22 protein-coding genes are annotated in these 23848 nt (G+C 34.7%); 10 read left to right on the top strand and 12 right to left on the bottom strand.

Annotated features, from left to right (window positions below; all coding sequences use genetic code 11):
- Nucleotides 1-78: 78 nt before the first annotated feature.
- Nucleotides 79-891: a LytTR family DNA-binding domain-containing protein gene (locus EKM03_RS09450; RefSeq protein ID WP_126461756.1), complete on the bottom strand. Its 813-nt coding sequence runs from the start codon at nt 889-891 to the stop codon at nt 79-81.
- A 472-nt stretch (nt 892-1363) separates the two neighbouring features.
- On the opposite strand from EKM03_RS09450, the gene EKM03_RS09445 reads away from it, so the two are divergent.
- Entirely contained in the window at nt 1364-1900 is a 537-nt protein-coding gene (locus tag EKM03_RS09445; protein ID WP_126461759.1) for a DUF3575 domain-containing protein, read from the top strand.
- A 52-nt stretch (nt 1901-1952) separates the two neighbouring features.
- Here EKM03_RS09445 and EKM03_RS09440 read toward each other — a convergent pair whose 3' ends face one another.
- Nucleotides 1953-3494 carry a glycine--tRNA ligase gene (locus EKM03_RS09440; RefSeq protein WP_126461762.1) on the bottom strand — a complete coding sequence of 514 codons (1542 nt, stop codon included), beginning with the start codon at nt 3492-3494 and terminating at the stop codon, nt 1953-1955.
- A gap of 97 nt (nt 3495-3591) precedes the next feature.
- On the opposite strand from EKM03_RS09440, the gene EKM03_RS09435 reads away from it, so the two are divergent.
- Together EKM03_RS09435 and EKM03_RS09430 are read left to right on the top strand one after the other, a co-directional pair.
- Nucleotides 3592-4275, top strand: a complete 684-nt coding sequence (locus tag EKM03_RS09435; RefSeq protein WP_126554670.1) for a ComF family protein — start codon at nt 3592-3594, stop codon at nt 4273-4275.
- A 331-nt stretch (nt 4276-4606) separates the two neighbouring features.
- Nucleotides 4607-5215 (top strand): superoxide dismutase, encoded by a 609-nt coding sequence (locus EKM03_RS09430; RefSeq protein ID WP_126461769.1) that lies wholly within the window; start codon nt 4607-4609, stop codon nt 5213-5215.
- A gap of 304 nt (nt 5216-5519) precedes the next feature.
- Here EKM03_RS09430 and EKM03_RS09425 read toward each other — a convergent pair whose 3' ends face one another.
- From EKM03_RS09425 to EKM03_RS09410, 4 genes are all read right to left on the bottom strand, one after another.
- Nucleotides 5520-7418: an amidophosphoribosyltransferase gene (locus tag EKM03_RS09425; protein ID WP_126452719.1), complete on the bottom strand. Its 1899-nt coding sequence runs from the start codon at nt 7416-7418 to the stop codon at nt 5520-5522.
- Nucleotides 7419-7549: 131 nt separating this feature from the next.
- Nucleotides 7550-8473 carry a PfkB family carbohydrate kinase gene (locus EKM03_RS09420; protein ID WP_126461778.1) on the bottom strand — a complete coding sequence of 308 codons (924 nt, stop codon included), beginning with the start codon at nt 8471-8473 and terminating at the stop codon, nt 7550-7552.
- A gap of 144 nt (nt 8474-8617) precedes the next feature.
- Nucleotides 8618-9154, bottom strand: coding sequence for an ankyrin repeat domain-containing protein (locus EKM03_RS09415; protein WP_126461781.1), 537 nt, complete (start codon nt 9152-9154; stop codon nt 8618-8620).
- 62 nt (nt 9155-9216) lie between these two features.
- Nucleotides 9217-10740, bottom strand: a complete 1524-nt coding sequence (locus tag EKM03_RS09410; RefSeq protein ID WP_126563799.1) for a catalase — start codon at nt 10738-10740, stop codon at nt 9217-9219.
- A 96-nt stretch (nt 10741-10836) separates the two neighbouring features.
- Between EKM03_RS09410 and EKM03_RS09405 the strand changes: the two genes are divergently transcribed.
- Nucleotides 10837-11775 carry a hydrogen peroxide-inducible genes activator gene (locus EKM03_RS09405; protein WP_126452727.1) on the top strand — a complete coding sequence of 313 codons (939 nt, stop codon included), beginning with the start codon at nt 10837-10839 and terminating at the stop codon, nt 11773-11775.
- A 3-nt stretch (nt 11776-11778) separates the two neighbouring features.
- On the opposite strand, the gene rnhA is transcribed toward EKM03_RS09405, so the two are convergent.
- Together rnhA and EKM03_RS09395 are read right to left on the bottom strand one after the other, a co-directional pair.
- The gene (gene rnhA / locus EKM03_RS09400; RefSeq protein ID WP_126461787.1) at nt 11779-12252 is read right to left on the bottom strand and encodes a ribonuclease HI; all 474 of its coding nucleotides are present in this window, start codon (nt 12250-12252) and stop codon (nt 11779-11781) included.
- A gap of 2 nt (nt 12253-12254) precedes the next feature.
- Nucleotides 12255-12824, bottom strand: a complete 570-nt coding sequence (locus EKM03_RS09395) for a phosphoribosylglycinamide formyltransferase (protein WP_126461790.1) — start codon at nt 12822-12824, stop codon at nt 12255-12257.
- 176 nt (nt 12825-13000) lie between these two features.
- Between EKM03_RS09395 and EKM03_RS09390 the strand changes: the two genes are divergently transcribed.
- The 6 genes from EKM03_RS09390 (at nt 13001) to EKM03_RS09365 (ending at nt 18585) form a co-directional block, all read left to right on the top strand.
- Nucleotides 13001-13237 (top strand): acyl carrier protein, encoded by a 237-nt coding sequence (locus EKM03_RS09390; RefSeq protein ID WP_007137004.1) that lies wholly within the window; start codon nt 13001-13003, stop codon nt 13235-13237.
- Nucleotides 13238-13415: 178 nt separating this feature from the next.
- Nucleotides 13416-14669: a beta-ketoacyl-ACP synthase II gene (gene fabF, locus EKM03_RS09385; protein WP_126461793.1), complete on the top strand. Its 1254-nt coding sequence runs from the start codon at nt 13416-13418 to the stop codon at nt 14667-14669.
- A 6-nt stretch (nt 14670-14675) separates the two neighbouring features.
- Nucleotides 14676-15416, top strand: coding sequence for a ribonuclease III family protein (locus EKM03_RS09380; protein ID WP_126461796.1), 741 nt, complete (start codon nt 14676-14678; stop codon nt 15414-15416).
- 113 nt (nt 15417-15529) lie between these two features.
- Entirely contained in the window at nt 15530-16018 is a 489-nt protein-coding gene (locus EKM03_RS09375; protein WP_126740249.1) for an IPExxxVDY family protein, read from the top strand.
- Between the two features lie 5 nt (nt 16019-16023).
- The gene (gene pyk / locus EKM03_RS09370) at nt 16024-17454 is read left to right on the top strand and encodes a pyruvate kinase (protein WP_126562657.1); all 1431 of its coding nucleotides are present in this window, start codon (nt 16024-16026) and stop codon (nt 17452-17454) included.
- A 348-nt stretch (nt 17455-17802) separates the two neighbouring features.
- On the top strand, nt 17803-18585 hold the full coding sequence (locus EKM03_RS09365; protein WP_126563801.1) for an alpha/beta fold hydrolase: 783 nt from the start codon (nt 17803-17805) through the stop codon (nt 18583-18585).
- On the opposite strand, the gene EKM03_RS09360 is transcribed toward EKM03_RS09365, so the two are convergent.
- From EKM03_RS09360 to EKM03_RS09345, 4 genes are all read right to left on the bottom strand, one after another.
- Nucleotides 18582-19253, bottom strand: a complete 672-nt coding sequence (locus tag EKM03_RS09360; RefSeq protein ID WP_126554682.1) for an ATP-binding cassette domain-containing protein — start codon at nt 19251-19253, stop codon at nt 18582-18584. The genes EKM03_RS09365 and EKM03_RS09360 overlap by 4 nt on opposite strands.
- Nucleotides 19250-19489, bottom strand: coding sequence for a hypothetical protein (locus tag EKM03_RS09355; protein ID WP_126461807.1), 240 nt, complete (start codon nt 19487-19489; stop codon nt 19250-19252). The genes EKM03_RS09360 and EKM03_RS09355 overlap by 4 nt, the downstream gene beginning before the upstream one ends.
- 66 nt (nt 19490-19555) lie before the next feature.
- A complete protein-coding gene (locus EKM03_RS09350; RefSeq protein WP_126740247.1) occupies nt 19556-22333 on the bottom strand; it encodes a PD-(D/E)XK nuclease family protein in 2778 nt (925 codons plus the stop codon).
- Nucleotides 22334-22396: 63 nt separating this feature from the next.
- Entirely contained in the window at nt 22397-23830 is a 1434-nt protein-coding gene (locus EKM03_RS09345; protein ID WP_126740245.1) for an OmpA family protein, read from the bottom strand.
- Nucleotides 23831-23848 lie beyond the last annotated feature (18 nt).

The following is a 23848-nucleotide window of genomic DNA, read 5'->3' as shown; positions in this document are numbered from 1 at the left end:
CCTACAAAAAAAAGGGTATATGGTAGAACCTGCCCGAATGATAGTGAATGGGTATTAAATCTGGGTGAACGGACAATTTTAGATTTCTAAATAATTTCCGTTAGCAAATTCAGAGATAATAAGGTCGATGTTTGTTTTGTAAGACTTAGAAAAAGGAAGTTTTACGGTACTGTTTTTTATGTAACACACAGAATTTCCGCTGTGAATTCTGGAAATATAGTTCCTATTTACAATATAACTGTTGTGAATCCTAATAAAGGGATATGACAATACCCCTTCAAAATGTTTCAATGTTTTAAAAGCCGTAATCATTTCCCCGTTATTTAAATGAATGTCCGTTGAATTATTATCGGCTCTAAGGTAACAGATGTCTTTTGCATCAATATAGCGATAATCCCCATATGATTTAATGCACAAAGTGAGTGACTGGCCCTGATGTACTGTTTCAGGTTGTGGCAGGAACGTTGGCTTTTCTTCAAGGATGATCGATTCATTTAAAGCAACCTCGCTTTCGACTTCCGATTTATTTAATTTTAAAATCAATTTTATTACATCGATTGGTACCAGTGGCTTTAATAAATAATCCATCACTTCATATTGTATTGCTTCAAAAGCCAACTCTTTTTTACGGGTGGTAATAATAATTTTAGGAATTATTTTTAGGTAACGGTGCAATTCATTGATCAATGCCAAAGACAAATTGCTAGTTGTATCAACAGGATCGATTTCAAGAAAAACTAATTGTGGCGTATGTTCTAAAATTAGATGTAGTCCATCAGTATAATTATTTGCGGAGGCCACAAAAGTTAGTTCTGAAAAACCATCAGCAATGCCTTTTGTTTTCAAAACACTTTCTTGATTGTCGTCAATAATAATGTACGAATAATTCATCAATTGCTTTTCCTGGGATTGTTAAGCATTACATCCGATTTCCAAAGCAAAATATACTTTGGTTTATTAAATTAGGTGGGGTGTTTTAGCAATTTAATGAAACAATAATATCAAAAAATGACTAAAATACTTGTGTTTAACATTCTAAAAATAAGCATTTAACTATTTTTTTATAGGTCTTGTTAATATGTTTTTAACAAATGTTGATACATTAAGATGAAATGCAGATTTATCCGATTAAGAACATGATTACTGTTTTAATAGACGTTTGAATTTAAATTCATTTCGTAAACACCTCTAGTTGTCAGCATAAAAACTTTCCTAAAGTGAAGCTGTTACTTGTTGTGCTGATGATTCAAAGAGTATGAATGTCGATTGATAATAACTTTGTCCGAATTAACCACCAAAAAGTAACTGTTAAAAATATTTTTTTTAAAAATTTATCTTACTTTTATTCCAAAAAACAAAAACTATGAAAAAATTATTTGTCTTAATTTGCTTAACTTCTTCTTTATTTGGTTTTAGCCAAGAAAAAGAAACAATCGATTTTCAAAGAAATGAATTAAAAGGGAATGCGCTATTTTTAGTTCTAGGAGCGGTAGAATTAACTTATGAACGACTAATTAATGAGGATACTGGATTAGGAATTTCACTCTTTTTTGTGGCTGAAGATGAATTTGACACTAACTTTAGTCTTACTCCATACTACCGCGCTTATTTTGGAAAAAAACCAGCTGCTGGATTTTTTGTAGAAGGTTTTGCAATGTTAAATTCATATATAGATCACGGCTACACAACATACTATTACGATAATGGAACGACAATAACTAATTTTGTAGCAGATGAAGTAGGAGCTGATTTCGCACTTGGTTTTGGTCTTGGATCCAAATGGATTCATAGAAAAGGATTCGTCTTTGAATTTAATGCTGGAATAGGACGCAATTTATTTAGTGATAATAGTCCAGAGATAGTAGGACGTGGCGGAATAACGTTAGGATACCGATTTTAAACAAAAAAGCTTCTCAATCGAGAAGCTTTTTTTGAATATAGACTACAAATAATTATATTTTCATCAGCCAGTTTTTCATTGAAACTTCATTTTCAATAATAGATTTTAAATCTGCAATCGCTACACGGTCTTGTTTCATCGTGTCTCTGTGACGAATAGTAACCGTTTGATCTTCGATAGTTTGATGATCTACTGTGATACAAAACGGCGTTCCAAGCGCATCTTGTCTTCTGTAGCGTCTTCCTACGGCATCTTTTTCATCATACGTCACATTAAAATCCCAACGCAAATCGTCAATGATTTTATGTGCGATTTCTGGCAATCCGTCTTTTTTTACCAATGGCAAAATTGCTGCTTTAGTTGGAGCCAGAACCGAAGGTAATTTCAAAACAGTTCTTGTGGAGCCATCTTCTAATGTTTCTTCTTTTAATGAAGTGGCAAAAACAGCCAAAAACATTCTGTCTAATCCAACTGAAGTTTCCACTACATAAGGAACGTAATTCTGATTTAATTCAGCATCAAAATATTGTAATTTTCTGCCGGAAAACTGCTCGTGTGCTTTCAAATCAAAATCAGTTCTGGAGTGAATTCCTTCTAACTCTTTGAATCCAAACGGGAAATTAAATTCAATATCAGCCGCTGCATTGGCATAATGGGCTAATTTTTCATGATCGTGAAAACGATAATTTTCTCTTCCTAAACCAAGTGATAAATGCCATTTCAAGCGGGCTTCTTTCCAGAATTCATAATGCTTCATTTCATCGCCTGGACGCACAAAAAATTGCATTTCCATTTGTTCAAACTCCCGCATACGAAAAATAAACTGTCGGGCTACGATTTCATTTCTAAACGCTTTTCCAGTTTGTGCAATCCCAAAAGGAATTTTCATTCGTCCTGATTTTTGAACATTTAGGAAATTGACAAAAATACCTTGTGCCGTTTCCGGACGCAAATATAAATCCATTGCTGTATCTGCGGATGCGCCTAATTTGGTACCAAACATCAAGTTAAACTGACGCACTTCGGTCCAGTTTCTGGAACCCGTTTCCGGACAAGCAATCTCCAGTTCTTCGATTAATGCTTTTACATCTTCCAAATCTTCATTTCCTAAAGAACGTCCCAATCGTTCCAGAATTTCTCTCTCTTTGGATTTATACTCTATAACGCGAGGATTTGTAGTCACAAATTCCTGTTCATTGAAGGTGTCACCAAAACGCACTCTTGCCTTTTCGATTTCCTTGATTGCTTTTATGTTGAGTTTTTCAGCATAATCTTCAATCAAAACATCGGCTCTATATCTTTTTTTTGAATCTTTGTTGTCTATCAATGGATCGTTGAACGCGTCTACGTGACCCGATGCTTTCCAGGTAGTTGGGTGCATCAATATAGAGGCATCAAGACCTACAATGTTATCGTTCATTTGAACCATGGCGCGCCACCAATATTCGCGTATGTTCTTTTTTAATTCTACTCCGTTTTGTGCATAATCATAGACTGCACTTAAACCATCGTAAATTTCGCTTGACGGAAAAATAAATCCGTATTCTTTTGCATGCGAAATTACATTCTTAAATAAATCTTCTTGTTTTGCCATAATACTGCAAAAATATAAAAAGTGAACTTAAAAAAAAGGAAATTGTTAAAGATTGAAGCATTGTTTTGTCTATTTTTATAAATAAATCCCTGATTACATGTTTGAAAGCATTATTAATCTTTTTTTTCCAAAGGTCTGTTCCGGTTGCAACGCCTTTTTAATTGCGAACGAAAATGTGATTTGTACGGTTTGCAGACACGATATTCCGTTGACCAATCATCATTTGAATCCAGAGAATGATGCTTTCAAAAAATTTTACGGACGAATTCCTGTCGTGCATACTTCTGCTTTGTTTTATTTTCATAAAAAGGGAATTGTCCAAGTGCTTATTCATAATTTGAAATACAAAGGACACGAAGAAATAGGAACAATTCTTGGGGAATGGTACGCCGAAGATCTAAAGAACATTGACTCACTACAATCTGTTGATGAAATTATTCCTGTTCCATTACACCGAAAAAAGTTAAAAGAAAGAGGATACAACCAAGTTACTGCTTTTGGAAAAGCACTTTCCACTCGTTTAAATGTAGCTTACAATGACTCACTTTTGATTCGGAATGTGTATTCAAAAACGCAATCCAAGAAAAATTTACTAGGCAGAACGGAAGGAATCGAATCTATTTTTGATGTTTCCTTTACTGAAAAAAATCACAACAAACATTTCCTTTTAATTGATGATGTTATTACAACCGGAGCCACCTTAGAAGCTTGTTCCCGGGCTATACTTAAAATACCGGGTGCAAAAATCAGTATTGTTTGTATGGCGATGGCGCAGTCGTAATTTGGATATTTCGGTTCCAAAAACATGTATTTAAAACAGAATGATACCTTAAAGCACAGTCGTTTTTTAGCCCTGATTACTTCACCTAACTTTTACTCTTATAGGAGTTCAGTGAACTTTGTTTGACGTAAAAATCTTTTTTATGCGCCTTTTCGGTGGATAAAAGATTGGAACAGACGAAGTAAATAGCTTCTGAAAACAAGTATGTTACAACTCTAAAGAGCACACTATTGATTAATTTAATGAAATTATAACGAAATAGAATTTCTATTTCCAAAGTTAAATGATTAAATTTGGATAAAATATTTATAAATCATTAAACAATCATATTATGGCTTTTGAATTACCACAATTACCTTATGCGTATGACGCATTAGAACCTTATATTGATGCCCGCACGATGGAAATTCATCACTCGAAACATCACAATGCGTATACTACCAATCTTAATGCTGCTATCGCAGGAACGGATATGGAAGGAAAGACGATCGAAAATATTTTGATTAATCTTGACATGAAAAACATGCCTGCTCGTAATAACGGTGGTGGTTTTTACAATCATAATTTGTTTTGGACGGTAATGACGCCAAATGGTGGCGGACTTCCAACTGGAGATTTATTGGCTGCAATTGAAGCTGCTTTTGGAACTTTTGAAGAATTTAAAGCATCGTTCAGCAAAGCTGGAGCAACTCAATTTGGTTCTGGATGGGCGTGGCTTTGTGTTCATAAAGGAGGTAAAGTTGAGGTTTGCGGAACTCCTAACCAAGACAATCCATTAATGCCAGGCATAGGTTGTGGCGGAACTCCAATTTTAGGAATGGATGTTTGGGAACATGCTTATTATTTGCATTATCAAAACAGAAGACCAGATTATATCGAAGCCTTTTTCAATGTAATTAACTGGACGGAAGTGGCGAGAAGATTTGCTTTAGAGAAATAAGCTCCCTAACACCCGAAGGGGGGAATTAACAAAAGAGGCTAGAAAAAAATTTTTTTTCTAGCCTCTTTTGTTTCCTGCGAAAATATTTTTTATCTCTGCTTTGATTTCCCTTTAGGGGTTAGAGGCTTTGACTTCATTCCAATAAAAAAGGTGGAATCTCTTCCACCTTTTTTGCCCCAAATTTACCATAACCTTAACCTACTAATGTTATGGTGATTCAAATTTATACTAGTTGTTACTACCCTTACAAATAAATTAGATGAATAACATGGAAAACCGATTAAAACCTTATCAGCACCAATTATTAGTATGCTCTAGCATCTTTCCCCTCATAAAAATTCATAAAAGCCCTATTAACGACTCTATTTCCTCCTGGCGTTGGATAATCACCCGTAAAATACCAATCCCCTAAATTTTTAGGACAGGCAATATGCAAATCTTCTACCGTTTGGAAAATGATTTTTACCTCGGCCTTTATCTCCGGTGAGCTTAACATTTGTGCAATTTTATCCGAAACCTCTTGCGGTTGAAAAGGCGCATATATTGCTGTTACATAATTGATAACTTCGGTGTCATTGAAGTTTTCCTGTGCTTTACATTTCACATATACCTCATCAACAATATGATACATGTTTCTTTCTTTTAGCAATTCTAAAGCGGCTTTAAAAGCTACTAATCCTTCTAGTTTTGCCATATCAATACCGTAACAATCCGGATACCGTATTTGCGGTGCAGAGGATACGATTACAATTCTTTTTGGATTCAAACGATCCATCATTTTGATGATACTCATTTTCAGGGTTGTACCTCGAACAATACTATCATCGATAATTACTAAATTATCCGTTGGCTTTATGACGCCGTACGTAACATCATACACATGGGCAACCAAATCATCACGGCTGCTGTCCTCTGTAATAAACGTTCTAAGTTTTGCATCTTTAATCGCTACTTTCTCCGTACGAATTTTGACAGAAAGGAGTTCTTGTAATGATTCCTTAGTTAAGGTATTTCTATTTTGAAGAATATAATTGTTCTTTCTTTGATTTAGAAAATCTTGAGCTGCTTCCACCAATCCGTAGAAAGACGTCTCGGCAGTATTTGGAATATAAGAGAAAACCGTATTGTCTGTGTCTTGATCAATTGATTTTAACACCGCCGGAAGTATCAGTCTTCCTAATGTTTTTCTTTCCTGATATATTTCAGCATCACTTCCTCTTGAGAAATAAATTCGTTCAAAAGAACAGGCTTTTTTTACTGTTGGAGGAAGAATCTCTTCCATGGAAACCGTACCGTTTTTCTTAATTATTAATGCAGTTCCAGGTTCTATTTCTTGAACTTTTTCGAAAGGCACATTGAAAACGGTTTGTATAACCGGTCTTTCAGAAGCAACAACAACGACTTCGTCATCTTGATAAAAATAAGCTGGACGTATCCCGGCAGGATCTCTAAAGACAAATGAATCACCGTGACCTAAAAGTCCAGCCATAGCATATCCTCCATCTAAATTTTTAGAAGAACGTCTCAAAATTTTAGCAATATCCAAGCGTTCGGCAATTACAGGAGAAGCTTCTCTTTTAGACAAACCTTCTTCTTTACAATCCTGATACAACTGCATCACTTCTTTGTCCAGAAAATGTCCGATTTTTTCCATAACCGTAACCGTATCTGCCATTTCTTTTGGATGCTGACCCAATTCTACCAAATTTTGAAAAAGTTCTTTCACATTGGTCATATTGAAATTCCCGGCCAATATCAGATTTCGATGCATCCAATTGCTTTGACGCAGAAATGGATGAACGCTTTCGATACTATTTTTCCCAAAAGTTCCATAACGCACATGACCCAAAAACAATTCGCCTAGGTAAGGAATATTCTCTTTTTGAAGCGCTACATCATCCGCATATTCAGGATGAGCTGCCATCTCTTCATTTATTCTTTCATTTATTTGTTTAAATACATCTTGAATAGGCTGCGAATGGTTTGATCGCACGCGACTTATGTATCGCTCACCAGGTTCAACATCCATTTTAATACTTGCAAAACCTGCTCCGTCTTGCCCGCGATTGTGCTGCTTTTCCATAAGGAGATACATTTTTTGTATTCCGTAAAAAGCCGTTCCGTATTTCTCTTTGTAAAATTCAAGCGGTTTGAGTAGTCTAACTAGTGCTATTCCACATTCGTGTTGTAAAGCGTCGCTCATTGTGTTGTTGTTTGTTGTTGTGTTATTCTAAAAAATGAATTGGACTGATTTATATGTGGGCAATAATCAAACCAGATAGTATCTCTTATATTTTTTTAACAAAAAAACCCCGTTTCCGAGGTTTCCATGTATTATAATTCTATGTCAAACTGTGTCAATGATTTAAATTGTTTTAATCTGGACACAACTTCCTCTTTATCTAAATTAACCATCCGTTCCGTTCCAAATTTCTCCACACTAAATGAGGCTAAATTAGAACCGTATATAACCGCATTTTTCATATTCTCAAAAGAGATGTTTTCACTCTGTGTTAAATATCCTGCAAAACCTCCTGCAAAAGTATCTCCTGCTCCTGTTGGATCAAAAACTTCTTCTAATGGCAGTGCTGGCGCAAAGAAAACTTCTTTATTGTGAAACAAAAGTGCTCCGTGTTCACCTTTTTTAATTACTACATATTTAGGCCCCATATTATGGATCTTAGCGGCCGCTTTCACTAAAGAATATTCTCCCGAAAGTTGTCTTGCTTCTTCGTCATTGATTGTAATCACATCAACACGTTTCATCACATCCAATAATTCAGGCAAAGCACAATCCATCCAAAAATTCATAGTGTCGAGCACCACTAATTTTGGTTTAGTTTCCATTTGGTCAATTACGCTACTTTGTACTAATGGATGTAAATTTCCTAACATTACTATATCGGCATTTTTAAAATTCTGAGGGACTTTCGGTTGAAAATCACCCAAAACATTAAGTTCCGTTGCTAATGTATCTCTTGAATTCAAATCGTTATGGTAAAGACCGCTCCAAAAAAACGTTTTTCCACCTTTTACTACTTCAAGTCCAGAAATATCAATGTTTCTTGCTGTCAATAAATCTAAATATTCTTGTGGAAAATCATCGCCAACGACAGAAACTATGGCAGATTGTAAATTAAAAAAAGAAGCCGAAAGTCCTATATAAGGTGCAGCTCCACCTAAAATTTTATCCGTTTTGCCAAAAGGCGTTTCTATAGCATCAAAAGCAACGCTTCCAACAATCAATAATTTATTCATTTATGTAGTTTCAAATTAAGGCGCAAAGATAGGGTATAACTTGTGAAGTTGCAAAGAGTCTGAGGTGTAAAATTTTGCCAAATTAAGAGGTAGTTTTAGACTAATTTACGCCATAATTATTAGAGTTGTTATCCTTATTTGAATTTATGATTTAACCAAAATATTTTTATTTAATAAGTCAATAATAGCCTCATTTTCTTGGTTCACCGCATAATCCAAAGCTGTTTTTCCAAAAATGTCTGTTTGATGCGTATTAATTTTATAGTTCAACAAAATTTCTACACATTTTTCCTGACCAAAAGTGGCAGCAAAAAATAACGCATTTGCCTTATTGTAATTTATTATGTCTGGACTTGCTTTGTGTGCCAATAACAATTCTGCTAAGGAAGAATACCCTTTAAAGCACGCACCCATCAAAGCGGAATTGCCGGAGGAATCCTGAATATCTAAATTTGCTTTTTGCGAAATCAAATACGTTGCAACCTCATAATTATTATTGTAAACCGACAGAATAAGCAAACTATAACCAGAGGAATTTAATAAATTTATATCATTCCCTTCCTGTACAAATTTTTCAATCGTTTTTAGATCATTGGTCCTTGCCGCCTCAAAAACATCTCTGTTTTGCGCATTCAAAAAACCAGAAATTAAAATCAATAAGGTGAAAATTATTTTTTTCATTTTTTTAAAATTTAAATAGTAAAGGAGCGCTAAAAACGCTCCTTTATTAAGTTTCCTTACAATTATTGCATCATTAAAGATTCTAATTCTTTACGATCCATTTTAAGCTCTTTTGCTAAACGCATTCCGTATTCTCTATCCGCTTGATAAAAATGAGCAATCATCTTAGCAACAATTACTTTGTTTTTTACTTGTTTTAAAGCACCTGATAAATTAAAAATTAATGCATCTTGATCTTTCTTAGAAAAAGAACGGTACAAATCTCCCGCTTGTGTAAAATCATTTGGTTTCGAAATTTTTGACTGTGCAGTAGTTACGTTTGCAAATTCTGATTTTGAATACTTGAATTTTGCATCATCCTTTACCTCCGGTTTATTTGTTGAAGGCTGATAATTTACATCACCAGTTTGAGGGCGCAACGACATATACCCATTTTCATTGTAGGTGTTCACTCCGTTTTTAGGCATGTTTACTGGAATTTGTTGAAAATTCCCTCCTAAACGATGGCGTTGTGTATCAGTATATGAGAACAATCTCCCTTGTAATAATTTATCTTCTGAAGGCTCAATACCTGGAACTAAAATTGCTGGCGAAAAAGCGGCTTGCTCTATTTGTTGAAAATAATTTGATGGATTTTGATTCAAAGTCATCGTTCCTACTTTTATCAGTTTAGCAATTTTTTCAGGCCAAATTTTAGTAGGATCAACAGCATTAAAATCCAAAGCCAAAAAATCTTCTTTCTTCAACATTTGAACATACAAATCCCATTTTGGAAAATTTCCTTTTTCAATTTCATTGCGCAAATCCAAAGTAGCATGCTCAATTTGTGTGGATTGAATTGCATTAGCTTCGGCTTGCGATAAATTACGTACTTCTTGTTGCGGAACCCATTTGTATTTTACGTAGGTTACTTCGCCTTTCGCATTTACCCATTTGTAAGCATGTACTCCATTTCCTTCCATTTGGCGAAAATTAGCAGGGATTCCATAATCAGAAAATACCCAAGTAAACATGTGCGTTGATTCTGGTACATTGGAAAAGAAATCGAATGCTCTGTTCGGATCTGATGCGCCATTTGTTATTGGGGACGGTTTAAAGGCATGAACCATGTCTGGAAACTTCATTGCGTCACGGATAAAGAAAACGGGCAAATTGTTTCCTACTAAATCATAATTTCCTTGTTCAGTATAAAATTTAACTGCAAAACCTCGAGGATCACGGTACGTTTCCGGAGAACCTGCCTGATGTATTACCATTGAGAACCGAACCAATAATGGTGTTTTTTTACCCGCTTTATTTAAGAAATCTGCCATCGTAACATCCGAAAAATCAGAGGCAGCAACAAATTCTCCAAATGCACCAGTTCCTCGAGCATGAACCACTCTTTCCGGGATACGTTCGCGGTCAAATGTAGCTAGTTTTTCAATCAAATGAATGTCTTCAAGCAGGACTTGTCCATCTTGTCCAATTGTTTTTGAATTTTGATTGTCTCCTACTGGAGCTCCGGAATTTGTTGTCAACGTTTGACCTAATGTTAGCTGAGTTATCAATATCGCTATTGATAAGACTAATGCTTTTTGTTTCATAAGATTATTTTTTTATTTAATTCATGCAAAAATATCGACAAAAATCATATTGACATAACTGAAATTTTATATCTTTGTTATAGACAATATCTATATATGAATATCCAACAATTAGAATATATAATTGCAGTAGATCGCTTAAAAAATTTCACTAAGGCCGCAGAGTATTGCAATGTAACTCAAGCAACATTGAGCGCAATGGTCAAGAAATTAGAGCAAGAGCTTGGAATAGTGATTTTTGACCGAAAGAAAAATCCAACTGAAACAACCGAAATTGGAATAGAAACTATTGAAAATGCAAAAAAAGTAGTTCTTCATAGCCAGCTTTTAAAAGACAACGCCAAAAAGAGTATTGGAAAAATTGAAGGAAAAATTAGAATTGGAATCATCCCGACAATAGCAAACTCTTTACTTCCAAAAATTTTAAAACCTATTTTAGAAAACTTTCCTGACTTAAAACTAGAAATTTCAGAACAAACAACCAACTCCATTACAAAACAGCTGAAAGAAGGGCAACTTGACATGGGAATTGTTGCGACACCTTTACATGACACTGAAATTGAAGATATCGTGTTATTTTATGAAACTTTAATGGTGTATGGCGACATTGACCCGGTACAGAACTATATTTTACCCGATGAAATTAGAAATCATAAAATCTGGCTTTTGGAAGAAGGTCATTGCCTTAGAGAACAATTTATTAAATTATGTTCTTTAAAGAAAAAAGAAAAAATGGTTGAAAATTTAAAACTTGAAGCAAGTTCTTTTGATACTTTATTGAATATGATTGACGAATTTGGCGGATTAACTTTGATTCCCGAATTATATTACAACACCCTTTCTACCGAAAGAAAAAAACAAGTCAGTTTTTTTAACGCTCCTATTCCGGTTCGTGAAATGAGTATTATTTACCACCGTCCTTATGCAAAAATCAGAACCATTGAAGCGCTAGCCAAAATCATTCACAGCACAATAAACAAAGATTTGATTTCAAATAAATATAAAAAAAGCGAATTAGCAATTACTCAAATATAATAATCACTCACAAGTACTTTCGTAAAAAGCATCTATAGAAAGTTGTTTTTGCATTGAAGCCATAACAGCTAAGGCATCACATCTTTCGTTTTGGACATGATTGTTGTGGCCTTTGATCCACTTAAAATCTACTTTGTGTTTTCTATATACAATTAAAAATCGTTTCCACAAATCAGCATTTTTCCGGTCTGCAAAACCTTTTTTTTCCCAACCCAAAACCCATTTTTTTACTACTGAATCCACCACATATTTAGAATCCGAAATCACCAAAACGGTAGTATTAGGATTTTTTAGCTTTTCGAGACCTACAATTACTGCCAACAACTCCATTCTGTTATTAGTGGTCCGACGAAAACCTTCATAGAATTCCTTTTTATAAGGTTTTCCTACCCATTCCATAACAACGCCATAGCCACCGTTACCTGGATTGCCTTTAGCAGCACCGTCTGTGTATATGTGTACGTCGTGAGAATTCAAAATTATAAATTATGAGTTAATAATCTTTCAATCACTTCCGGAAAATACTTTTGTTCCAATTCATGAATTTTTTGGGCAACTTCTTCTGGAGTTTCGTGCCCTGATAAAATTATTTTTTTTTGAAAAAGAATATTTCCTTCGTCATAATTTTCATTAACATAATGAATGGTAATTCCGGTTTCTTTTTCATTATTTTCTACAATGGCTCGGTGAATATTCATCCCGTACATTCCTTTACCACCATATTTTGGCAACAAGGCAGGATGTATGTTTATGATCTTTTCCGGATAGGATGTGATGATATTTTCAGGGAATTTCAATAAAAAACCAGCCAAAACAATCAGATCAGGCTGAATTGTATTTATTTTATGTAATATTTCCCCTTCAATAAATTGTTCTTTAGTAAAAATATTCGTTGCAACGCCATGGTTTTTTGCTTTGTCAAGCACCTTGGCGATGGAGCTGTTTGCAAAGACTGCTTGAACCGTTGCAAGTTTAGATTTTGCAAAATACTTTATGATGTTTTCAGCATTAGTACCCGATCCAGAAGCAAAAACGACAATTTTTTTCATAACCTAGCTTGTTTTAATGATGCAAAAAAAGGGATAAAAAATGAAAATAAATAACATTGTGGCAGCTTTGTTAAAATAAATTTCATAATTTAGTTGTCACATTTATTAACTAAATAGTTGTTTTCAAATAAAGTTTTTTATTTTTGCCAACAAATTAAATTCTAAAATTAAAGATTATGTCAGACATTGCATCAAGAGTAAAAGCGATTATCGTAGACAAATTAGGTGTTGACGAAAACGAAGTTGTAACAGAAGCAAGCTTCACTAATGATTTAGGAGCTGACTCATTAGACACTGTTGAGCTTATTATGGAATTCGAAAAAGAATTTGACATTCAAATTCCAGATGATCAAGCAGAAAACATCGCTACTGTAGGTCAAGCAATCTCTTACATCGAGGAAGCAAAAAAATAATAAATACGCACCCGTTTACAATCTTGTAAGCGGGTGTTATTATTATTTTGAAATTAAATTCGAGATTGGATTTCAATCAAAAAGATATTTATTGTAATACCCATGGCTCTTTTTGTAAAAATACAGTAAAGAAAGCATGGGTTTTATTTGTTTAAAGATAACAAAAAATAAAGAATTTATGGTATTAAGACGAGTTGTTGTAACAGGTTTAGGTGCTCTTACTCCTATTGGAAATAACATTCAAGAATATTGGAATGGACTTATTAATGGCGTTAGTGGAGCAGCACCAATAACTTATTTTGATGCTTCAAAATTTAAAACTCAATTTGCGTGCGAATTGAAAAATTTTAATGCTGAAGATTTCTTAGACAGAAAAGAAGCCAGAAAAATGGATCGCTATGCGCAGTATGCTATGGTTGCCTCTGATGAAGCGGTTGTAGATGCCGGTTTCAATTTTGAAAAATTAGACAAAGACAGAGTAGGTGTTATCTGGGGCTCTGGAATTGGAGGATTAGAAACTTTTCAAATTGAAATGTTGAACTTTGCTGCAGGTGATGGTACTCCTAAATTTAATCCTTTCTTTATTCCAAAAATGATTTCGGATATCGCAGGAGGACATATCTCTATAAAATACGGATTCAGAGGTCCAAATTTTACCACTGTTTCTGCTTGTGCTTCTTCTACAAATGCTATTATTGATGCTTTCAACTATATAAGATTAGGTCATGCTGATGCTATGATAACCGGAGGCTCTGAAGCTGCGGTGACAATAGCCGGAATGGGAGGCTTTAATGCCATGCATGCTTTATCTACCAGAAATGACGATCCTAAAACCGCTTCAAGACCAATGGATAAAGATCGAGATGGTTTTATCTTAGGCGAAGGAGCTGGCGCATTAGTCCTAGAAGAATACGAACACGCTATTGCTCGTGGAGCAAATATTTACTGCGAAATTGGCGGTGGCGGAATGTCAGCTGATGCCTACCATATTACGGCACCGCATCCTGAAGGATTAGGCGCTAAAAATGTAATGTTAAACTGTTTGAGAGATGCCGGTTTACAAGCAACTGATGTAGATGGTGTGAATATGCACGGAACCTCTACGCCACTTGGTGACATGGCAGAATCTAAAGCAATACTTCATGTTTTTGGGGAACATGCTTACACGATGAATTTAAATTCGACTAAATCTATGACGGGCCATTTACTTGGCGCAGCCGGAGCAGTAGAAACAATTTCTTCGATACTTTCCTTAAAACATGGACTAGTGCCACCAACAATAAATCATTTCACAGATGATGAAAATATCGACGCTAAACTAAATTTTACGTTCAACAAAGCTCAGAAAAGAGAAATGAATGTAGTGATGAGTAATACTTTCGGTTTTGGAGGTCACAATGCTTGTGTACTAGTAAAAAAATTAGAAATCTAATTATAAATGCGTATAATTAGAAAAATATTTTCAAAATCCCGTTCTCCAGAAGACGGGATTTTTTTTGATTCTATTCAGAAAATTTTAGGATTTGCCCCTTTAAATCTTGATTTTTATAAAAAAGCATTCACCCATCGTTCCTCTAATCGCCTTGATATTTTAGGAAATCCAATCAATTACGAACGGTTAGAATTCTTGGGAGACGCAATGTTAAGCTCCGTTATTGCGGCTCATCTATTCAATAAAGCACCCGCTGGGGACGAAGGATATTTGACTAAAATGCGTTCTAAAATTGTGAGTAGGGAGCATTTGAACGAATTAGGGAAAGACTTAAATTTAGTGCAATACATAGAAAGCAAAGTGCCACTTCAGCATTTTGGCGAGAACATCCATGGTAATATTTTTGAGTCATTGGTGGGAGCGATTTACTTAGACCGAGGTTATGTATATTGCGAAAAATTCATTCAAAAAAGAGTAGTAGTGCCTTATGTAGATATTGCAAGACTCGAAGGAAAAGTAATCAGCTACAAAAGTCTGGTGATAGAATGGTGTCAAAAAGAAAAAAAAATATTTCATTATGATATTTTTGAGGACAATGCCATTGACGGGCAACGTCTGTTTGGTGTAAAACTTAGCATTGACAATAAAGTGATTGCTAAAGCAAGAGCCACATCAAAAAAGAAAGCAGAAGAAAAAGCATCCCAACGCGCTTATTTTGCATTTCAAGAAAAAATGGACAGAAAATAATTTAATATACATAAAACTATATCGTTTTCGTTTATAAATTAACAAAAACATCACCTTTTGAACGGTCAATACTTCGATAGAAATACTATATTTACATCTTATTTTTTCATGAAATGGCTATTCTTAAACTTGATCTGGGCGAATTTGACGAAATAGATTACTATCTTATTGCGATTCATACTTCATTAGAGGACTATCGTTTGGCATTTTTTATTAATCAAATGCTGCCTGTGAATCTTAGTAAAAGTAAAAGTGAAATTCAAATTAATATTAAAGAAGGAGAAACAGGTTTTTCCAGATTTTATTATGAAGACATCGAAAGCGGTATTTCTTGGAATTTGATTCAAAATAAAAATGAGGTCATCCAGTATAATAAAGGAAATAACCAAAATCTATTTTCTAACGTGTCCATGGAAGTTTCAACAAAAGTCTTTTTACTTCCTGAATTTAAAAAAGTAGATTATTTTTTAAAAATAGAACATCACGAAGATACCGTAAACGTATCCCAAACGCAACTGCTATTAAATACCATAAACAGCATATCTACTGTTTATGTAGTAGATACAAATAAAATAAAATCTAAAAACAATTTAATTTTTTAATACAAATGCTTACAAACAAAAAAACTAAAATTGTAGCCACACTTGGGCCTGCATGCAGTACAAGAGAGATCATAAAAGACATGATCGAAGCTGGTGTAAATGTGTTTCGAGTGAACTTCTCGCATGCGGACTACAATGATGTAAAAGAAAAAATAAGCCTTATACGAGGTTTAAATGAAGAGTTTGGTTATACAACTGCGATTCTTGGCGATTTACAAGGGCCAAAACTTCGAGTAGGAGTTATGGAGGAAGGTGTCGTCGTACACGATGGGGATCTAATTACATTTACAACTGCCGAAGATATTCTTGGAACTGCTAAGAAAGTATTCATGAAATATCAAAACTTTCCAAATGATGTAAATCCTGGAGAAAGAATTTTGCTTGATGATGGTAAACTCATTTTCGAAATCGTGGAGACGGATAAAAAATCAGAAGTTATAGCAAGAGTAATTCAAGGTGGCGAATTGAAATCAAAAAAAGGGGTAAATTTACCTAATACAAAAATATCCCTACCGGCAATGACCGAAAAAGATATTGCAGATGCCATTTTTGCCATTGGCCAAAATGTAGATTGGATTGCCTTATCTTTCGTGAAAACACCACAAGATTTACAAGAATTACAAGAATTAATCGCCAAACATTCAGAACATAAAATTCCAATTATTGCCAAAATCGAAATGCCGGAAGCACTAGAAAACATTGACAAAATTGTTGCTTATTGTGATGGTCTGATGGTTGCCCGCGGAGATTTAGGAGTAGAACTTCCTGCTCATGAAGTACCGTTAGTTCAAAAAGAACTTATTCGCAGAGCCAAAACGGCTAGAATTCCAGTTATTGTTGCCACGCAAATGATGGAAACAATGATTACGTCTCTTACACCAACTCGTGCCGAAGTTAATGATGTTGCTAACTCCGTTATGGATGGTGCTGATGCCGTAATGCTTTCGGGAGAAACAGCAACTGGAAATTATCCGGTTCAGGTAATTCAAAAAATGACTCAAATCATTGAAGCTGTAGAAGATTCACCGCTAATCCAAGTGCCACAAAATACGCCACAGATAAAAACAAAACGATTTATCACTAAAACAATTTGTCACCACGCTGCCTCCATGGCTAATATAATCAAAGCAAAAGCAATTTGTACTTTGACAAATAGTGGGTATACCGCATTTCAAATTTCTGCATGGAGACCAAATGCACACATTTTAGTGTTTACCTCAAATAAGAGAATCCTTACTCAGCTTAATTTATTATGGGGTGTAAAATCTTTCATGTACACTAAAGATGTAAGCACAGATGATACCGTAACGGACATAAATGAAATTGTAAAACAAAAAGGCTTTGTACAAAAAGGAGATTTCCTTATCAATTTAGCAGCAATGCCTATTAAGGAAAAGGGGATGGTAAACACCCTGAGAGTTTCTGAAATAGAATAATAAAACATTCTCATTATGTATTAAAAATCCGTCTGGTTCAATCAACAGACGGATTTTTTGTTGAAAACACGGTAAAGAATTGATTTTCAATACGTAAATTACAATTGCACTTTGCTTATTGGGTTATGACAGATTTGTCTCGATCTAAAATTGCTATTTTGCTTTTTATAGTTAGTTCTAAATAGTACACTGATTGTGTATCTTTGTTCGCGGATTACGGGGCTCCTTATTTTTAAGTTTTGTCAGGCGCAAATAAACAACATTTGTTGCATTTGAACGAAAGGGCGGAAATGTCTTTTTTATAAAGTTACATTAATTAGCTGAATCTAGTACTTTAAACAAAAAACCTTGAAACAAATTCTCTTTAAAAATACCAACATCTCCTATTCCGATACCGGGAAGGGAACCGCTATTGTCTTACTTCACGGTTTCTTGGAAAATAAAGGCATGTGGGATTTTTATATTCCGGAGTTTGCTAAAAAAAACCGCATCATCACCATTGATTTATTGGGACATGGCGAAACGGAATGTTTGAGTTACGTGCAAACGATGGAGGATAATGCTGATGCTGTGCACGCTGTTTTATCGGAACTACGCATCCGTAAAGCCATTTTTGTAGGGCATTCTATGGGCGGTTATGTAGCTTTGGCTTTCGCCGAATTGTATCCGGACACGATAAAAGGATTGGTTTTATTAAACTCGACCGCAAGAGCCGACAGCGAGGAACGAAAAACAAATAGAGATCGGGCTATAAAAGCAGTAAAACAATCTTTTGTCAATTTCATCTCACTTTCTATTGCAAATTTATTCAGTGAAAACAACAGAGAGCGCCTTTTATCAGTAATTGAAAGCGTAAAGAAGGAAGCTTTAAAAACACCCCTTCAGGGAATCGTTGCCTCACTGGAAGGAATGAAAATACGACAAGACAGAGAAGTGTTGTTGCATTTAGCATCTTTTCCTAAACTTTTGATTCTGGGCGAAAAAGACCCGGTTCTAAATTACGAAGAAACCAAGGAACAGATAGAAGGCACAGCCATGAAACTGGTGACTTTTCCGGACGGACACATGAGTCACATTGAAAACCAAGACGAATTGTTGAACGTATTATTAGCTTTTTTCAAAAGCATCTAAATCATTCCAGGTTTCAAATACCCTTTTTCCACCAATTCGCTTTTGTCTTTTAAATGGTACATTTTTCCTTCTTTCATCAACGCCAGTTTTGTGGAGACTTTTATCACATTTTCATAATTATGATCCGTGATAATAATGCCTTTTGTGCTGGACATTGCAGTGATTAATTCATTAATTTTTTCAATCATTATGGGTGATAAGCCATTGTATGGTTCGTCTAGTAAAGCAAATTTCGATGCATTATTCAGGATTAATTTAATTTCTAAATACCGTAATTCTCCGCCAGATAAATGTTTTATTTTTTTCTCTATCATCGATTGAATCATATCGTCAGCATAAAAATCCTGTAATTTATCTTTGGCAATAGCCAATTGAATAGTCTTTTTTATCGAAAATGAATTTGGAATAAAATTATCTTGAGACAAATAACTGATTTCGTTTAGCAAATCACTAGTTTTTGATTTCACGACGCCATCTACCCGGACAAATTTAAAATCAGCAGTTACAATTCCGAAAATGATTTTTAACAAGGTCGATTTCCCGGAACCATTTCTTCCTAAAACCCCAATAATATCAGCAGTTTCACATCTCAAATACACATCAGAAACTATACTTTTCCCCTCATATTGTTTTTGGATACTATCTATTTCTAAAATATTTTTAGTCATACGAATTTCAATACTACATTAATGACTAAAATCAGCATTAGCGAAAAAACAAAATTCATCAGAAAACCATAAATGAATAGATGCAATTTAGAGATTCCGTTGTTGTAATAAAACAGATATTCGTTTTTAGCATTCACTTCTTTTATCAAAAGGCTAATGAAGAAACCAAAAATAATAAGGGCGTATTTGAAGGTTTCAAATCCGCCAAAAACCCATGCTAAAGTGCTTATTGACATGTTAATTGTTAAGGTGCTTTTGTAAAATTCGAAGATATTGGCTAGTTTTCTGATTGGGAATTTTGTTTAAATTAGTTTTTCTTCAAAAGGAATGTTTTCATCTAAAATTTCGCTTAATAAAAGAACCATTTGCTCTAAATAATTACCTAATATTTCTTCATTTATAATTGCATTTATTTCGTTGATTTCTTTAAAATTAAACGCAAGAAAACCTGCTTTTAAATTCTTAAAAGAAATTATTCCTGCTTCAATTGGTTTTCCTTTAGCGTCATGCTCATACATATAAGCATACGCCAGCACCTGAATGATTTTGTCGCTTTTAATATCTTCAGTAAGTCCTTTCCATGATTTCAGTGTAACGCTTGCTTTTTCTACTTTTCCGGTTTTATAATCGATAATTCGAATGAGTCCGTTGCGCTCTTCAATCCGGTCTACATTTCCTTTTATCAATACCGGAAAAGGCAAATTAGGATGATTTATAATTCGCTCGAATGTTTGTTCCAAAGCTATAATTTTTATTGCATCACCATTCTTGATACTTTCCAGTTCCACTTTCAGGAAATTCGAAACATTGCGCTTGGCGACTTCAAATGCCAGCAAATTTCTACCCTTTTTGATTTCACCTTCTTTGTACACCAATTTGAATTGTTTCAAAACCTCTGTATCTATTTGTTTGAAACAATTTAGAATATCACTTTCTGATATAAATTTATCAATGAAAGGCTCGTATAAAACTTTCAAAGTTTCGTGGATAATAGTTCCCAAGGTATTCAAGGCAATATTTTCCTCTACTTCTTCTACTTCGCTGATGCGTAAAATCTTCTGGAAATAAAACTGAATTGGATTCCGGATATAACTCGTCATCGCCGATGGAGAAAACCCTTTTTCGGCTATTTCTTTCAATCGCAGCATAACACGTTCTGATTTTGGAATCACCATAGGCTGATACGCTGTTTCGGGTAGCAGGGCATTATAAATTTCGTGAGTCAGCGTATGATTTTTTTGTTTTTCGACTTCCAGTTGCGTGATGAATCTGCTTTTTTCTCCGGCATCCAATCCTTCACTCTCGGTATTATAAATTAAATAAATGTTCTTTGCTCTTTGTAATAAATGATAGAAATGATAGGTGTAAATTGCATCTTTTTCTTTGAATGTGGGTAAGCCCAATTCGCGTTTTACATCATAGGGGATAAACGAATTTTGCGATTTTCCGGCCGGGAATTTCCCTTCATTCATCGAAGTGACAATAACGGTTTCAAAATCTAATACACGGCTTTCTAAAACGCCCATAATTTGCAAACCATTGAGCGGTTCTCCTTCAAATGAAACCTCGGCCAAATCAATAACTTGTTTATAAATGGCATAAAGAGTTTCGATTTTATCGATATGTTCGTGCTTTGAATAATAATTAATTAGTTTGTTAATGACTTTAAAAATAGCAAAAACAAAAGCTTTGGTGATTTTTTCTTCTTCGTTGTCGTTGCTTAAATTTCCTTTGATGGTTTGCAATAATTTTGAAATGGTCTCTAAAACTGGAATCGAACCCTTTTCCCATTTTTGGAATAATAAAAGAAATATTTCACTTGGAATTCCATTCAATTCCATCAATTTATGATGCGTAATAAAAGTATAATTATTTTGGTTAATGGTTTGGACTAGCGCGCTGGTTTTTGCGTATGGTTCCACCAAAGGGTGGGTTAAAATATCTAAGATATCTTTGTAGTATAAGACATAGCTTTTAGCATTTCTGGACAATGCATTTGTGTGCATTTTGAATAATTTAGCAGTCAAAATCTGCGCTGGATTGTTCTTGCTGGAATATCCCATCGTAATATTCAAAGCGCCAACACTTGAGGGTAATGAATATAAAAGCGGTACCAAAAGATTTTCTTCGCCCAGAACCACAGCAACTTTATCTAGCGTTCCATCAGTCCCTAGGCTTTGTGATTCATTGATGATATTCTCGATAATACTCCCGGCTATTTTGGCTTGACCAATTGTTTTGGGTGTGCCAATGACCTGAATGTTTTTAGTTTGAGAAAAATCATTTACAATCCATTCAAACGGATGTAATTTATAATGTTTCCAGTTTTCTTTAAAACGTCTTACAAATAAACCAGCATCATGATAGGGATCATTGAGAAAGGTTTGGTCTGCGTCCCAATATATTTTGGCTTGATCAGAAGCGATGAGGTGTTGGATTATTTTTTCTTCGGCTGCATTCAATGCATTAAAACCCGCAAAGACGAATTTTTTGTCATGTAGGGAATTCGAAAAATGATTTATGTTATGCACTGCTTCACGATAGATTAATCCTTGATAGCCGATTCCCTTGTTCAGTAAATGAGCGTACAATGATTGATAATAGTTGGGCAGTAGTTTCCAAAAATCAATATATTTTTCTAATAATGCCGTTTTGTTTTCTACTTCAATTCCCCATTTTTTGATGTCTTCAATGTCTTTCAGATAGGAAAGAACATGGGATGGATCTAGTAAATAGCGGTCAATTTCATTGAAGTCCTGCAGGAGTGTTTTGGCCCAATTGGCAAATAATTCAAAGGATTGTTGATTTGCTGTCGCGGTAATAGATAAATACACTTCATAGAATTCGAATAATAATTCGATAGGATCTATAGTGCGGATACCAGCTATGTTTTGAACAAAATCCTCAACACTTATAATTTCGGGTGAAATTATGTTGGTTGCGACTTGTTTCTTTAAGGCTTCAATCAGGAATATTTTAGCTCGTTTGTTTGGTAAAACAACAATCGTATTGGAAAGAGTGTCAGCGTATTTTGCGATTAAAACCGAAGCTATTTTATCTAGAAAAGAAGTATTTGTCATTTTATAAAAATAAAAAAAACGCCTCGATAAATCGAGGCGTTTTCTAAAAATTTTTGAACAATATTATTTTTGCAATAACAATTCAGTTCTTCTGTTTTTAGCTTTACCTGCAGCAGTTTTATTTGTTTCAACTGGAGTGCTTTCGCCAAAACCAACAGTATTTAAGTTTTCAGCTTTTATTCCTCTTTCGATCATAGCTTCTTTAACGATACTAGCTCTATCTTCAGAAAGTTTTTGGTTGTATTCATCTGAACCATCGCTATCTGTATGTCCTTCAATGCTAAATTTAGCATTTGGATAATTTTTTAGGATTTCTGCCATTGCATCTAATCTAGCTGGAACATCTCCAGTTTTGAAAGTTGCTTTACCAGAATTAAAGTAAACTGCTCTAGCTTGAATTTTAAGATTGTCTAAAGCTTCAGTAGTTACTTCAGGACATCCTTTGTTGCTAGCTGGGCCAGCAATAGTAGGGCACTCATCATCTTTGTCTAGAACACCATCTCCATCAGTATCTGGCCATGGGCATCCACCGTTTTCTTTAGGACCTGCAACTGTAGGACATTTGTCATCTTTATCAGCAACACCGTCTCCATCTGTATCAGGACATCCTTTTAATTCTTTAGGACCAGCTTCATTTGGACAAGCATCATCTTTATCAGCAACACCGTCTCCATCTGTATCAGGACATCCTTTTAATTCTTTAGGACCAGCTTCATTTGGACACTCATCTTCACTGTCTTGAATTCCGTCTCCATCTGTATCAGGACATCCGTTGAATTCTTTTAAACCAGCAACTTCTGGACAAGCATCATCTTTGTCATATATTCCATCACCATCTGTATCTTTTCCACCAAATTTGAAGATAATACCAGCAGAGTGTTGAAAATGAGATGGAGCATCAGGAGTTCTAGAAACATCTACTCTATCACCAAAAGATTTTTTGTATCTAGTTGCAAGTTCGAAACCAACATTTTCGGAAAACCATAAAGTTAAACCAGCACCTGGGTTTAAAGTTCCAAAACTACTGTCTCCAAAGAATGTATATCCACCACCAATAGAAAGAGATGGGTCTATAACTTTAGATTTAATTAAATTCATGAAGCTGTATCTTATCGTAGCATCAACACCATAATACATTAAATCACCAGGATTAGTGACAAGATATCCTCTGGAGTCATGACCTACAGCACCTGGAGCAAAAGTTACAAACTTATCAATTTTGTTTACAGATCCAGTAAGACCAAAAGAGAAATTATCTCCTACGTATTTTGAGACACTTAAATACGATACAGAAGGTAGGACGTTCCAGTTTGTTTTCGCGTCAAAAGGTTGCGAAAAATGACGGTCTAGCCAATTATTTCCTCCACCAGCACTAGTTCTAGTGTCTACGGCATTTGCTCCAAAAGAGATTGCCCATGGGTTGTTACTGTCTTGTGCGTGAGAACTTAAACCCATCACCATCATCGCAGCAACTAAAATTTTGTTAAGATGTTTCATACTTAATTTTTTTAATTA

It is taken from the genome of Flavobacterium sp. GSP6, assembly GCF_003984855.1.
Classification (GTDB): Bacteria; Bacteroidota; Bacteroidia; order Flavobacteriales; family Flavobacteriaceae; genus Flavobacterium.
Note: the sequence above shows the minus strand (reverse complement) of the source record. Positions and strands in the feature narration are given on the sequence as shown.